Annotated in this window: 13 protein-coding genes; all 13 read left to right on the top strand. The window is 71.9% G+C overall.

From position 1 onward, the window contains the following. Positions 1 to 29 precede the first annotated feature (29 nt). A complete protein-coding gene (locus tag ABZV42_RS20315) occupies positions 30 to 1,313 on the top strand; it encodes a nucleotide disphospho-sugar-binding domain-containing protein (protein ID WP_355978964.1) in 1,284 nt (427 codons plus the stop codon). 43 nt (positions 1,314 to 1,356) lie between these two features. Then, complete coding sequence (locus ABZV42_RS20320) at positions 1,357 to 2,571, top strand: nucleotide disphospho-sugar-binding domain-containing protein (RefSeq protein WP_356053004.1); 1,215 nt, start codon at positions 1,357 to 1,359, stop codon at positions 2,569 to 2,571. Beyond that, positions 2,553 to 3,134 (top strand): dTDP-4-dehydrorhamnose 3,5-epimerase, encoded by a 582-nt coding sequence (rfbC, locus tag ABZV42_RS20325; protein ID WP_355978960.1) that lies wholly within the window; start codon positions 2,553 to 2,555, stop codon positions 3,132 to 3,134. The genes ABZV42_RS20320 and rfbC overlap by 19 nt, the downstream gene beginning before the upstream one ends. Positions 3,135 to 3,136: 2 nt before the next feature. After that, positions 3,137 to 4,264 carry a nucleotide disphospho-sugar-binding domain-containing protein gene (locus ABZV42_RS20330; RefSeq protein WP_355978958.1) on the top strand — a complete coding sequence of 376 codons (1,128 nt, stop codon included), beginning with the start codon at positions 3,137 to 3,139 and terminating at the stop codon, positions 4,262 to 4,264. A gap of 25 nt (positions 4,265 to 4,289) precedes the next feature. Beyond that, entirely contained in the window at positions 4,290 to 5,357 is a 1,068-nt protein-coding gene (locus ABZV42_RS20335) for a glucose-1-phosphate thymidylyltransferase (RefSeq protein WP_355978956.1), read from the top strand. Next, complete coding sequence (gene rfbB / locus ABZV42_RS20340) at positions 5,354 to 6,337, top strand: dTDP-glucose 4,6-dehydratase (RefSeq protein ID WP_355978954.1); 984 nt, start codon at positions 5,354 to 5,356, stop codon at positions 6,335 to 6,337. Before ABZV42_RS20335 ends, rfbB begins: the two co-directional genes overlap by 4 nt. Continuing rightward, entirely contained in the window at positions 6,327 to 7,388 is a 1,062-nt protein-coding gene (locus tag ABZV42_RS20345) for an NAD(P)-dependent oxidoreductase (RefSeq protein WP_355978952.1), read from the top strand. The genes rfbB and ABZV42_RS20345 overlap by 11 nt, the downstream gene beginning before the upstream one ends. After that, a complete protein-coding gene (gene rfbH / locus ABZV42_RS20350; protein WP_355978950.1) occupies positions 7,385 to 8,689 on the top strand; it encodes a lipopolysaccharide biosynthesis protein RfbH in 1,305 nt (434 codons plus the stop codon). Before ABZV42_RS20345 ends, rfbH begins: the two co-directional genes overlap by 4 nt. A gap of 42 nt (positions 8,690 to 8,731) precedes the next feature. Further along, positions 8,732 to 9,478 carry an NAD(P)-dependent oxidoreductase gene (locus ABZV42_RS20355; protein ID WP_355978948.1) on the top strand — a complete coding sequence of 249 codons (747 nt, stop codon included), beginning with the start codon at positions 8,732 to 8,734 and terminating at the stop codon, positions 9,476 to 9,478. A 109-nt stretch (positions 9,479 to 9,587) separates the two neighbouring features. Then, on the top strand, positions 9,588 to 10,988 hold the full coding sequence (locus ABZV42_RS20360) for an NDP-hexose 2,3-dehydratase family protein (protein WP_355978946.1): 1,401 nt from the start codon (positions 9,588 to 9,590) through the stop codon (positions 10,986 to 10,988). Further along, positions 10,985 to 11,944, top strand: coding sequence for a Gfo/Idh/MocA family oxidoreductase (locus ABZV42_RS20365; RefSeq protein ID WP_356053006.1), 960 nt, complete (start codon positions 10,985 to 10,987; stop codon positions 11,942 to 11,944). Before ABZV42_RS20360 ends, ABZV42_RS20365 begins: the two co-directional genes overlap by 4 nt. 41 nt (positions 11,945 to 11,985) lie before the next feature. Next, the gene (locus tag ABZV42_RS20370; protein ID WP_356053008.1) at positions 11,986 to 12,789 is read left to right on the top strand and encodes a 4'-phosphopantetheinyl transferase superfamily protein; all 804 of its coding nucleotides are present in this window, start codon (positions 11,986 to 11,988) and stop codon (positions 12,787 to 12,789) included. Further along, the coding region (locus ABZV42_RS20375) for a carboxyl transferase domain-containing protein (protein ID WP_356053010.1) at positions 12,786 to 12,990 on the top strand (205 nt) is incomplete at its 3' end. The genes ABZV42_RS20370 and ABZV42_RS20375, both read left to right, overlap by 4 nt.

A 12,990-nucleotide genomic window follows, 5' to 3' on the forward strand; every position in this document is an offset into this window, starting at 1 on the left:
AACACGAACGGAGTCCAACGATGCGTGTCATGTTCACCGTCTTTCCGGCGACGGCACACCTGTATCCCATCGTGCCCCTGGCCTGGGCGCTTCAGAGCGCCGGCCACGAGGTCGTCGTGGCGAGCCATGCGGGCGTCGTGGACCCGGGGGTGATCGCGAACATCGCCGCGGCCGGGCTCACGGCCGTACCGCTCGGATCGCCGGAGGAGTTGCCGGAAGCCCTCAGCAAGAACACGGGGGACGCCAAGCCGGACCGCCCGACGCTCGCCTTCGACGCGTGCGAACCGGAGGAGTCGGAGGGCTGGCGCATGGCGCGCACGATCCTCGCCGGCATGCTCAGGATGCACTACCCCGAGCCCGAGGAGCCGGGCGGCCGCAGGCCCGTGCTGGACAACCTGGTCGACTTCGCCCGCGACTGGAAGCCCGATCTCGTGCTCTGGGACCCGCTGATGTTCCCCGCGCCCATCGCCGCGCGGCTCTGCGGGGCCGCACACGCCCGTCTGGTCTGGGGCATGGACAACATCGCGCTGATCCACGAACGCACGAAGCGGGAACTGGCCGACCCGGAATCGCCGTTGACCGAGCACCCCTGGCTGGGCTGGTACGGCCCCATCCTGGAGCGGTACGGGCTGGAGTTCAGCGACGAGATGCTGCTCGGCCAGTGGACCCTCGACCTGACCCAGTCCCGGATGCGGCAGCCGGTCGACCTGACGCACGTCCCGATGCGGCGGGTCCCCTACAACGGCGCGGCCCCCCTCCCGGCGTGGCTGCACGGCCGGCCCGAACGCCCGCGCGTGGTGCTGACCCTGGGGGTGAGCCGCCGCAAGATCTTCGGCAAGTACAGCGGGTTCCCCATGCGCGAGTTCTTCGAATCGGTGTCCACCCAGGACATCGAGGTCGTCGCCACCCTCAACAGCGAGCAGCTCGCCGCGGTCGGCACCCTGCCCGACAACGTCCGCACGGTCGAGTACGTGCCGCTCAACCAGGTCCTGCCGACCAGTTCCGCGGTCATCCACCACGGCGGGGGCGGGACCTTCTCCGCCGCGGTCGCCTACCAGGTGCCCCAGCTCGTGGTGCCGCTGCCGATGTGGGACGAGATGGTCACCGCCCGGTACGTGGAGGACATGGGCGCGGGTCTGGCCGCCGATCCCGACGCCCTGGACGTCCCGGGACTGCACAAGCAGCTCGTGCGGCTCCTGGAGGACCCGTCGTTCTCCCTCGGCGCGCGCCGTCTGTACGACGAGATGCTCGCCGCGCCGGCACCGAAGGACATTGTCCCCCTGCTGGAGCGCCTGACCGCCGAGCGCCGCTGACCGCCCGAAGAGGCCGGTGAGACCGGAGAGGACTGCCCGTCAGATGCGCGTACTGGTGATCGCCACCCCTGTACCGTCCCATTTCCTGCCGCTGGTGCCCCTGCTGTGGGCGTTGCGTTCGGCCGGCCACGAGGTGACGGTCCTCGGCCAGCCCGATGTGCTGGGCGCGGTCCGGGCCTGCGGACTCACCGGCGTCGGGGTCGGCGAACCGTTCGACGTCGACGCCATGCTGCTGAGGAACCTGCCCGGGGAGCAGCGGCCCCTCCAGGCCCGGCCCCGTCCTGCCCCCGAACTGCTCGGCGGATACGGCAGATTGTGGTGGGCCCACGCCGCCGCGCTGCTCGACCGCTACACCGCGCTGGCCGAGGAGTACGGACCCGGGCTGATCCTGGCCGACCCGCTGGAGTACTGCTCGCTGATCATCGGCGCCCGGCTGGGCGTGCCGGTGGTGCACCACCGGTGGACGGTGGACGCCATCTCCGGCCCCGCCCGGCGCTTCGTACGCGCCGACGCCCGGGAGCCGGCCGACCGGCTCGGCCCGGCCGGGCTGCCGGACCCGACCGTGCTGCTCGACCCGTGCCCGCCGTCGCTGCGGCTGCCGGACGGCGAGGCGGGCGTGCCGATCAGATACGTGCCCTACAGCGGGGGCGCCGTGACGCCGGCCTGGGTGCGGGCCGACCCCGGCCCGGGAGCCGGGCGAAGGCGGGTCGCCGTCTCGCTGGGCAACACACCGGCCCTGCACGGCGAGGGGTTCGTCCGCGGCCTGCTGCACGGCCTCGCCGCCCGCTCCGACGCCGAGATCCTCATCACGCTGCCCGAGCCCTACCGCTCGGCGGTCGGGCCGCTGCCGGGGAACGTGACGGCGATCGATCCGCTGCCCCTGCACCTGTTCCTCGGGACCTGCGACGCGATCGTCCACCACGGCGGCGCCGGCACGGCCATGACCGCCACGGCGTTCGGGCTGCCCCAGCTGGTGCTGCCCCAGCTGGCGGACCACTTCCCGCTGGCCGACCGGCTCGCCGCGACCGGTGCCGGGCTGTCCTTCGACACGGCGGCGCAGCAGGACGACCCGCGGACGATCGGCCGGGCCCTGGACGAGCTGCTGTCGGACCCGCACCACGCCCGGTCGGCCCGCCGCCTGGCCGCCGAGATGGCCGCGATGCCGTCCCCCGGTGCCGTGGCCACCGATCTGGAACGGCTCGCGGGAGCAAACACGGAACCGAGAGAGGCGAGCCTGCCGTGCACATCGAGGAACTGACCCTGCCCGGGACCTTCCTGATCACACCCGACCAGATCCCGGACGAGCGCGGGACGTTCTACGAGTCCCTGCGCAGCGACGCGCTGGAGAGTGCCACCGGCGTCGACTTCCGCCCCCAGCAGATCAACTACTCCGTGTCGAAGCGGCACACGCTGCGGGGCATCCACAGCGTGCTCATCCCTCCCGGCCAGGCCAAGGTCGTCACCTGCGTCCGCGGCGCCCTGCGCGACATCGTCGTGGACCTGCGGATCGGTTCCCCGACCTTCGGTGAGCACCACGTCAACGAACTGACCGCGGACTCGGGCAGGTCCGTCTACGTCCCCGAGGGCGTGGGCCACGGATTCCTCGCGCTCAGCGACGACGCCTGCATCTGCTACGTCGTCTCCACCACGTATGTGCCGGGCACCCAGATCGACGTCAATCCGCTCGATCCCGAGCTCGATCTGCCCTGGAACTGCCCCGACACCCCCCTCATCTCGGACAAGGACGCCAAGGCGCCGACCGTGGCCGAGGCCGTACGGGCAGGTCTCCTGCCCCGATTCAGCAAGGCAGGGACACCGTGAGAATGCTCTTCGTGGCGGCGGGCAGCCCGGCGACGGTCTTCGCCCTGGCCCCGCTGGCCACCGCCGCCCGCAACGCGGGCCACCAGGTGGTCATGGCCGCGAACGACGACATGGTGCCGGTCATCACCTCCTCGGGCCTGCCGGGCATCGCGACGACCGACCTGCCCATCCGGCACTTCATCACCCTGGACCGGGCCGGCAACCCCGAGGAGATTCCCTCCGATCCGATCGAGCAGGCCCGCTTCACCGGGCGCTGGTTCGCGCGGATGGCCGCCTCCAGCCTGCCCCGCATGCTGGAGTTCTGCCGTGCCTGGCGGCCCGACCTGATCGTCGGCGGCACGATGAGCTACGTCGCCCCCCTGCTCGCCCTGCACCTCGGCGTACCGCATGTGCGCCAGACCTGGGACGCCATCGAGGCAGACGGCATCCATCCCGGCGCGGACACCGAACTCAGCCCCGAACTGGCGGAGTTCGGTCTCGGCCGGCTGCCCGACCCCGATGTGTTCGTGGACATCTGCCCACCGAGTCTGCGGCCTGAGGGGGCCGCCCCGGCCCGCCGGATGCGCTACGTGCCGGCGAACGGCCAGCGGCGCCTCGAGCCGTGGATGTACCGCCGTGGCGAGCGCCGCCGCGTCCTCGTGACCTCCGGCAGCCGGGTCGCCAAGGAGAGCTACGACAAGAACTTCGAATTCCTGCGCGGCCTCGCCAAGGACGTCGCCGCCTGGGACGTCGAGCTGATCGTCGCCGCGCCCGACGAGGTCGCCGACGCCCTGCGCGACGAACTGCCGGACGTCCGGGCCGGCTGGGTGCCGCTCGACGTGGTGGCGCCCACCTGCGATCTGCTCGTGCACCACGGGGGCGGCGTCAGCACCCTGACCGGACTGAACGCCGGCGTGCCCCAACTGCTCATTCCCAAAGGCGCCGTGCTGGAGAAGCCCGCCCTTCGCGTCGCCGACCTCGGGGCCGCGCTCACGCTGCTGCCCGGCGAGGACTCGGCCGACGCGATCGCGGACTGCTGCCAGGAACTGCTGTCCGACGACGAATACCGCGATCGGGCCCGCGGACTCTCCCGGGAGATCGCCGCCATGCCCTCGCCCGCGAGCGTGCTCGACGCGCTCGAACAGGCATGAATACACGAACCGAGAGGACCTCTCGATGAAGGCTCTGGTGCTCGCCGGCGGATCTGGAACCCGCCTGCGGCCTTTCAGCTATTCGATGCCCAAACAACTCATCCCCATCGCCAACACGCCCGTGCTGGTGCATGTGCTCAACGCCGTACGGGAGTTGGGGGTGACCGAGGTCGGCGTCATCGTCGGCAACCGCGGCCCCGAGATCGAGGCCGTGCTCGGCGACGGCGCCCGGTTCGGCCTGCGGATCGTCTACATCCCTCAGGACGCACCGCGCGGCCTGGCCCACACCGTGTCCATCGCCCGCGGGTTCCTCGGCGACGACGACTTCGTGATGTACCTCGGCGACAACATGCTGCCCGACGGCGTGGTCGAGATCGGCGAGGACTTCAACCGGCAGCGCCCGGCCGCCCAGGTCGTCGTGCACAAGGTCTCCGACCCGCGCTCCTTCGGCGTCGCCGAACTCGGCCCCGACGGGGAGGTGCTGCGCCTGGTGGAGAAACCGCAGCATCCGCGCAGCGACATGGCCCTGATCGGCGTGTACTTCTTCACCGCCGCCATCCACGAGGCCGTGGCCGCGATCGAACCCAGCGCCCGTGGCGAACTGGAGATCACCGACGCCATCCAGTGGCTGGTCACCTCCGGCGCGGACGTGCGCGCCAGGATCTACGACGGCTACTGGAAGGACACCGGGAAGGTCGAGGACGTCCTGGAGTGCAACAGCCACCTCCTCGACGGTCTGACCCCGCGTGTCGACGGACAGGTCGATGCCGAGAGCGTGCTGGTCGGGCGGGTCGTGGTCGAGGCGGGGGCGAGCGTCGTGCGGTCCCGGATCGAGGGACCGGCGATCATCGGCGCCGGCACGGTCCTGCGGGACAGCCATGTGGGCCCGCACACCTCCATCGGGCGGGACTGCACGGTGACGGACAGCCGGCTGGAGGGCTCCATCGCCCTCGACGAGGCGTCGGTCACCGGCGTGCACGGCCTGCGCGACTCGCTGATCGGGCGCGCCGCGTCCGTCGGCACCACCGGCCCGGGCACGGGCCATCACTGCCTGGTCGTCGGAGACCACACCCGAGTGGAGGTCGCGGCATGAGGATCCTCGTCACCGGGGCGGCCGGTTTCATCGGCTCGCACTTCGTGCGCGGCCTGCTGGCCGACAAGTACAGCGGCTGGGAGGGCGCCCAGATCACCGCCCTTGACAAGCTGACCTACGCGGGGAACCGGGAGAACCTGCCCGCCTCGCACGAGCGGCTGGTGTTCGTCCGCGGCGACGTGTGCGACCGCTCCCTGCTGCGCGAACTGCTGCCCGGCCACGACGCCGTGGTCCACTTCGCGGCCGAGTCGCACGTCGACCGCTCCCTGGAGGGCGCCGGCGAGTTCTTCCGTACGAACGTCCTCGGGACCCAGACCCTCCTGGACGCCGTGCTGGAGAGCGGGGTCGAGCGGGTCGTGCACGTCTCCACGGACGAGGTGTACGGCTCGATCGACGAGGGCTCCTGGACGGAGGAGTGGCCGCTCGCGCCCAACTCCCCCTATGCCGCCTCGAAGGCGGGCTCGGACCTGGTCGCGCGGGCCTACTGGCGCACCCATGGCCTGGACGTCTCGATCACCCGCTGCTCCAACAACTACGGGCCCTACCAGCACCCCGAGAAGGTCATCCCGCTGTTCGTGACCAACCTCCTGGAGGGCAGCCAGGTCCCGCTGTACGGCGACGGCCGCAACGTCCGCGAGTGGCTGCACGTGGACGACCACTGCCGTGGCATCCACCTCGTGCTCAACGGCGGGCGGGCGGGCGAGATCTACAACATCGGCGGCGGCAACGAGTACAGCAACCTCGCCCTGACCGAGCGGCTGCTGGAGCTGACCGGCGCGGGCGAGGAGATGATCCGCCGCGTCGCGGACCGCAAGGCGCACGACCTGCGCTACTCGATCGACGAGTCGAAGATCCGCGAGGAGCTCGGCTACGCGCCGCTGACCGGCTTCGAGACCGGCCTCGCCGACACGGTCGCCTGGTACCGGGACAACCCCGACTGGTGGAAGGCCGTCAAGCACGGAACGAGCCGTGGCCTCTGAGCGCCCGCCGGTGACGGGGCTCTCGGTCGTGGTCCTCGGCGGCACCGGTTTCCTGGGCCGCCGCATCGGCGCGGCGTGCGCCGCCGACGGTGCCCGGGTGCACCTGGTCTCCCGCCGCGGCCCGGCCGCGACCGGGCCGCCCGCCGGGCCCGGTGTGTCGGCCCTCGGCCTTGACCTCGTGACGGCGTCGCCGCGGGAGATCGCCGAGGTCCTCGCGGCGGCCGGCGCCGACATCGTGGTCAACGCGGCCGGCCGGGCCTGGCAGGCCGACGAGGCGCAGATGGCCGCGGGCAACGCCGAGTTGGTGGAGCGGGTCCTCGCGGCGCTCGCGTCGCTGCCCGGCCCACCGGTACGGCTGGTCCAGCTCGGCACCGTCCACGAGTACGGGGCGGGAGCCCCGGACGCCGCCACCGGCGAGGAGCACGAGCCCGCGCCGGTCACCCCGTACGGACGCACCAAGCTCCAGGGCACGCGGGCCGTCCTGCGCGCCCGGAGTGAGCAGGGGGTGGACGGTGTGGTGCTCCGGCTCGCCAACGTGATCGGCGCCGGTGTTCCCGAGGGCAGTCTCTTCGGCCGGGTCGCGGCGCACCTCGGCGCGGCCGCCCGTGCCGACGCGCGCGGCGAGAAGGCCGCCGAACTGCGCCTTCCGGCGCTGCGCGCGGCCCGTGACCTGGTGGACGCCGACGACGTCACCGCGGCGGTGCTGGCCGCGGCCACCGCGCCGACGGCGGACGTGGCCGGTCAGGTGATCAACGTGGGCCGTGGCACGGCGGTCCCGATGCGCGGGCTGGTCGACCGGATGGTCGCGCTCAGCGGGCTGGAACTCCCGGTGGTCGAGGCGGCCGAGGGCCCTGGCTCGCGCACCGACGTCGCGTGGCAGTGCCTGGACGTCTCCCGCGCGCGGCGCCTGCTCGGCTGGCGCCCGCGCCGCAGCCTCGACGACTCCCTGCGTGAACTGCTCGCCTCCGTACTGCCGCCGGAGCATCCCCGGCCCGGCACCTCACTCGGGATCACGGCCGACGCACCGGCCGAAGAAGGGAAACGACCATGAGCGACCGCAAGGACCTGCTACTCGAAGGGGTCCGCGAATACCACCGAGAGGCGTCCCCGTCCCGGGAGTTCGTCCCCGGTACGACCGAGATCTGGCCGTCCGGCGCCGTCCTGGACGAGAACGACCGGGCGGCCCTGGTGGAGGCGGCGCTGGAGATGCGCATCGCCGCCGGAACCAGCTCCCGCAAGTTCGAGTCGGCCTTCGCCCGACGCCTCAAGCGCCGCAAGGCCCACCTCACGAACTCCGGTTCCTCGGCCAACCTGCTGGCCGTGTCGGCCCTGACCTCCCACACGCTGGAGGACCGGCGGCTCAAGCCGGGCGACGAGGTCATCACGGTCGCGGCGGGCTTCCCGACCACGGTCAACCCGATCCTCCAGAACGGCCTCGTCCCGGTGTTCGTGGACGTGGACCTCACCACCTGCAACGCGACCGCCGACCGGGTGGCGGCGGCGATCGGCCCCAAGACGCGGGCCATCATCATCGCCCACGCGCTCGGCAACCCCTTCCCGGTCACCGAGATCGCCCAACTCGCCGAACAGCACGACCTGTTCCTCATCGAGGACAACTGCGACGCGGTCGGCTCGCTGTACGACGGGAAGCTCACCGGCACCTTCGGCGACATGACGACCGTCAGCTTCTATCCGGCGCACCACCTCACCATGGGCGAGGGCGGCTGCGTCCTCACCGGCAACCTCGCGCTGGCCCGCATCGTCGAGTCGCTGCGGGACTGGGGCCGGGACTGCTGGTGCGAGCCGGGCGAGAACGACCGGTGCCTGAAGCGGTTCAAGTACCAGATGGGCACGCTGCCGGCCGGGTACGACCACAAGTACATCTTCTCGCACGTCGGTTACAACCTGAAGGCCACCGACATCCAGGCCGCGCTCGGGCTCACCCAGCTGGCCAAGCTGGACTCCTTCATCGAGGCGAGGCAGCGCAACTGGCGGCGGCTGCGGGAGGGCCTGGACGGGGTTCCCGGACTGCTGCTGCCCGAGCCCACCCCGCGCTCCGAGCCCAGCTGGTTCGGCTTCGTGATCACCGTCGACCCCGAGGCGCCGTTCAGCCGCGCGGAGCTGGTGGACTTCCTGGAGGACCGCAAGATCGGCACCCGCCGGCTGTTCGCGGGCAACCTGACCCGTCACCCGGCCTACATCGATCAGCCGCACCGGATCGTGGGCGAGCTGACGAACAGCGACCTGATCACCGAGCACACCTTCTGGATCGGGGTCTACCCGGCGCTCACCGACGAGATGCTGGACTACGTCACCGCCTCGATCAAGGAGTTCGTGGCCGCGCACGGCTGAGCCGGACGGCCCTCCCACCCCAAGAGATCGGGACGACGACGTATGGACATTGTGGGAAACGGCTTCCTGGCGGGGAACCTGCGTCCGCTGGCCGGCCGCCATCCGGACACCGTCGCCCTCGCGGCGGGGGTGTCCTGGGCCAGCGGTACCTCGGACGCCGACTTCGCCCGCGAGGCCGCACTCGTGCGCGAGATCGGTGAGCGGTGCGCGGCCGACGGACGGCGGGTGCTCTTCTTCTCCACCGCGGCGACCGGGATGTACGGACTCGCCGAGGGCCCCGGCAGGGAGGACGTCCCGGTGACGCCCTGCACCCCCTACGGCGTGCACAAACTCGCCCTGGAGGAACTGCTGCGCGGCACCGGCGCCGACCATCTCATCCTCCGGCTGGGGCATCTGGTGGGCCCCGACCAGCCCGAGCACCAGCTGCTGCCCACACTGGTGCGGCAGTTGCGGGAAGGAGTGGTCCGCGTGCACCGCGGCGCGGCCCGCGACCTGATCGACGTCGGCGACGTCGTCACCGTGGTCGACCAGCTGCTCGCCGCCGACCTGCGGGCCGAGACGGTCAACGTGGCATCGGGGTTCGCGGTTCCGGTGGAGCAGGTCGTCGACCTGCTCGCGAAGGCCCTCGGACTTCAGGCGCGCCGGGAGTACCTCGACACGGGCGGCCGCCAGCACGTGATCTCCACCGAGAAGCTGCGTGCCCTGGTTCCGCAGGTCGCCCGGATGGGCTTCGGCCCCGACTACCACCGGCGGATCCTCGGCGACTTCACGGCGTCCGTGTACGTCTGACACGCGCAGGACGTCGTGGAGGAAGGCCTGTCCACCAGGGCCGATGCCGAGCGAGCCGCACATCACACGACCAGGCATATCGGACACATTGAACACGGAGAGTCCCCTGATGCTGCCTCTCATCCCGCAACCGCGCGAAGACGCGAAGCTGCTGGCGGACCGGCTCGCGCTGTCGGCCGCCACCACCGGGGGTGCGCACCTGACGACCGCCGGCTTCGCCGACTGGCTCGCCGAGCGGGGCCGCGCCAACGCCTTCCGCGTGGATCGCATCCCCTTCGCCCGCCTGGACGGCTGGTCGTTCCACGACACCACCGGCAACCTCGTACACCGCAGCGGCCGGTTCTTCACGGTCGAGGGCCTGCACGTCACCGAGCGGGGCGGTCCGTACGGCGACGGCCCCTACGCCGAGTGGCACCAGCCCATCATCAAGCAGCCCGAGGTCGGCATCCTGGGGATCCTGGGCAAGGAGTTCGACGGGGTCCTGCACTTCCTGATGCAGGCGAAGATGGAGCCCGGCAACCCGAACCTGCTCCAGCTGTCCCCGACCGTCCAGGCCACCCGCAGCAACTACACCAAGGTCCATCAGGGCGCTGACGTGAAGTATCTCGGGCACTTCGTCGGCCCGGGCCGCGGCCGGGTCGTCGCGGACGTCCTCCAGTCCGAGCACGGCTCGTGGTTCTTCCACAAGTCCAACCGCAACATGATCGTGCTGACGGACGACGACGTACCGCTCCTCGACGACTTCTGCTGGCTCACCCTCGGGCAGATAGCGGAGCTGCTGCACCAGGACAACGTCATCAACATGGACTCCCGTACCGTCCTGTCCTGCCTGCCCGTCGCCGAGACGGCGGCCGACGCGCTGCTGTCCGACGTCCAGCTGCTGTCCTGGATCACCGGCGAGCGCTCCCGGCACGACGTGCACGCCGAACGCGTACCGCTGGCCGGACTGCCCGGCTGGCGGCGCGACGAGATGACCGTCGAGCACGAGGAGGGCCGCTACTTCAAGGTGGTGGCGGTCGACGTCCAGGCCGGCAACCGAGAAGTCACCGGCTGGACCCAGCCGTTGTTCGAGCCGGTGGGTCTCGGCGTCACCGCCTTCCTCACCCGCACGTTCGAGGGCATCCCCCATGTCCTGGTGCACGCCAGGGTCGAGGGCGGGTTCCTCGACACCGTCGAGCTGGGCCCCACGGTGCAGTACACCCCGGGCAACTACGCCCATCTGCCCGACGGCGAACGCCCGCCGTTCCTCGACACCGTGCTCGACGCGCCGGCGGACCGCATCCGCTACGAGGCCGTGCACTCCGAGGAGGGCGGCCGGTTCCTCAACGCCGAGAGCCGCTATCTGGTCGTCGACGCCGACGAGTCGGACGTGCCGTCCGACCCCCCGCCCGGCTACGCCTGGGTCACCCGGGACCAGCTCACCTGGCTGGTGCGCCACGGCCACTACCTCGACGTCCAGGCCCGTACGCTCCTGGCCTGCCTCAACGCCGCAGCGGCGCAGGCGCGATGAACGGGCCGGTGCGCATCGGGGTCCTCGGCTGCGCGGACATCGCGGTACGGCGGATGCTGCCCGCGTTCACCGCCGCGCCCGGTCTGGAGCTCGCCGCGGTCGCGAGCCGCGACCCGGCCAAGGCCGAACGGGTCGGCCGCCGCTTCGGCTGCCGTCCTGTCCAGGGGTACGCCGAACTGATCGGGGCCGACGACGTCCAGGCCGTGTACGTGCCGCTGCCGGCCGCGCTGCACGCCCACTGGGTGGAGGCTGCGCTCGACGCGGGCAAGCACGTGCTGGCCGAGAAACCCCTGACCACGGATCCGGAGAGCACCGAGCGGCTCCTGGACCTGGCCGCGAAGCGGGGTGTGGCCCTGATGGAGAACGTCATGTTCGTCCACCATCCCCGGCACGAGGCGGTGCGGCGCCTGGTCGCAGAGGGACGGATCGGCGAACTCCGCTCCTTCCGCGCGGAGTTCGCCATCCCCCCGCTCGCCGACGACGACATCCGGTACTCCGCCGAACTCGGCGGGGGCGCGCTCGCGGACGTCGGCCTGTACCCGCTGCGGGCGGCACTGCACTTCCTCGGGCACGGTCTCGACGTGGTCGGCGCGCGTCTCACCCGGGGCGCAGGACGGCAGGTCGAGACCGCGGGGGCCGCGCTGCTGGCCACCCCTGGCGGGGTCACCGCACAGCTCACCTTCGGCATGGAGCACGCCTACGCCTCCCGGTACGAACTCTGGGGCAGCGAAGGCCGGATCACCGTCGACCGGGCCTTCACCCCGCCGGCCGACCTCGTGCCGGTGATCGGTCTGCACCGGGGCGGCCGGGCCGAGGAGATCCGGCTGGAGCCCGCCGACCAGGTCGCGGCCACGGTCGCCGCGTTCGCCGACGCGGTCCGCGAGGGGAGTGCCCCGCGCGCGGACACCCTGCGGCAGGCCGTTCTGCTCGACGACGTACGCCGCAGTTCCGCGTGAAGCCCGCCTCACCATCCGAACTACCACTGGCTAAAGGTGACTTGGCCGTCTGGCTGCTGACGCCGCCCGAGGCGGCGCCGCTCGCGTTCGACGAACTCGACGCGACCGAGCGGCGCCGCGCGGACGCGTTCCGGCTGCCCCGCGACCGCACGCTGTACGTCGCCGCGCACATCGCGCTCCGCCGGCTGCTGGCCGGATATCTGGGCACCTCGGCAAGGGAGTTGGAGTTCGCCCGTGCGGCCTGCCCCCGGTGCTGCGGGCCGCACGGCCGCCCGGTGATGCGGGACGCCGGGCCCGGCACCCCGCACTTCTCGCTGTCGCACAGCCGGGGCGCGGTCCTCGTCGGCGTGGCCCGCGCCCCGGTGGGCGTCGACGTCGAGCGGTTGCCGCGCCCGGAACGCGTCGACGTCTGCCGCTCGGCTCTCCACCCCTTCGAACAGCGGGAGTTGGACGCACTGCCGGCCCCGGACCAGCCGGCTTGCTTCGCCCGGCTCTGGGCCCGCAAGGAAGCCTTTCTGAAGGGGACCGGCATGGGAGTCGGCGGCTGGACATCCGAGGTGTACCTAGGCGAGGGAGGCCCGGGCACCCCGCCGCGACCGGACGGCTGGAGCGTCCTCGACGTGCCGTGCGGTCCGGGCCACGCGGCGGCAGCGGCGATGAGGGGACCGGCCCCCCGCACCCTGACGCACCGGCTCCCACCCGAGGCGGTGCTCGTCGGCGGACGCATCCCCGACCCGGGCCGGGTGCGGCCCGCAGGAGTCCGTCATGTCCTTGACGCGGATCACGCACGCGGCGACCCCGACGCGCGTGACGCTCTCGATGCACGTGAGGAGGAACTCTCTTGACCGAAGTGGACGAAAGGCCTCTGACGGCGATCGAGCCCACGGACGCGCGTGGCCGGGTGGCCGAGTTGCACGAGATCCGTGCCCGGGCGCTGGCCGGACCGAGCGGGAAGGCGACCGAGGCGCAGCATGCCAAGGGCAAGCTGACGGCGCGGGAGCGGATCGAGCTGCTGCTGGACGCGGGCTCGTTCCGGGAGGTCGAGC

It is taken from the genome of Streptomyces sp. NPDC005281 (assembly GCF_040607495.1).
In the GTDB taxonomy this organism is placed as follows: Bacteria; Actinomycetota; Actinomycetes; order Streptomycetales; family Streptomycetaceae; genus Streptomyces.

What these genes read in the sequence shown, in the direction of transcription:
- ABZV42_RS20315 (WP_355978964.1), top strand. Translation starts at nt 30, where the DNA reads ATGTTCACCGTCTTTCCGGCGACGGCACACCTGTATCCCATCGTGCCC.
- ABZV42_RS20320 (WP_356053004.1), top strand. Translation starts at nt 1,357, where the DNA reads ATGCGCGTACTGGTGATCGCCACCCCTGTACCGTCCCATTTCCTGCCG.
- ABZV42_RS20330 (WP_355978958.1), top strand. Translation starts at nt 3,137, where the DNA reads ATGCTCTTCGTGGCGGCGGGCAGCCCGGCGACGGTCTTCGCCCTGGCC.
- ABZV42_RS20335 (WP_355978956.1), top strand. Translation starts at nt 4,290, where the DNA reads ATGAAGGCTCTGGTGCTCGCCGGCGGATCTGGAACCCGCCTGCGGCCT.
- rfbB (WP_355978954.1), top strand. Translation starts at nt 5,354, where the DNA reads ATGAGGATCCTCGTCACCGGGGCGGCCGGTTTCATCGGCTCGCACTTC.
- rfbH (WP_355978950.1), top strand. Translation starts at nt 7,385, where the DNA reads ATGAGCGACCGCAAGGACCTGCTACTCGAAGGGGTCCGCGAATACCAC.
- ABZV42_RS20355 (WP_355978948.1), top strand. Translation starts at nt 8,732, where the DNA reads ATGGACATTGTGGGAAACGGCTTCCTGGCGGGGAACCTGCGTCCGCTG.
- ABZV42_RS20360 (WP_355978946.1), top strand. Translation starts at nt 9,588, where the DNA reads ATGCTGCCTCTCATCCCGCAACCGCGCGAAGACGCGAAGCTGCTGGCG.
- ABZV42_RS20365 (WP_356053006.1), top strand. Translation starts at nt 10,985, where the DNA reads ATGAACGGGCCGGTGCGCATCGGGGTCCTCGGCTGCGCGGACATCGCG.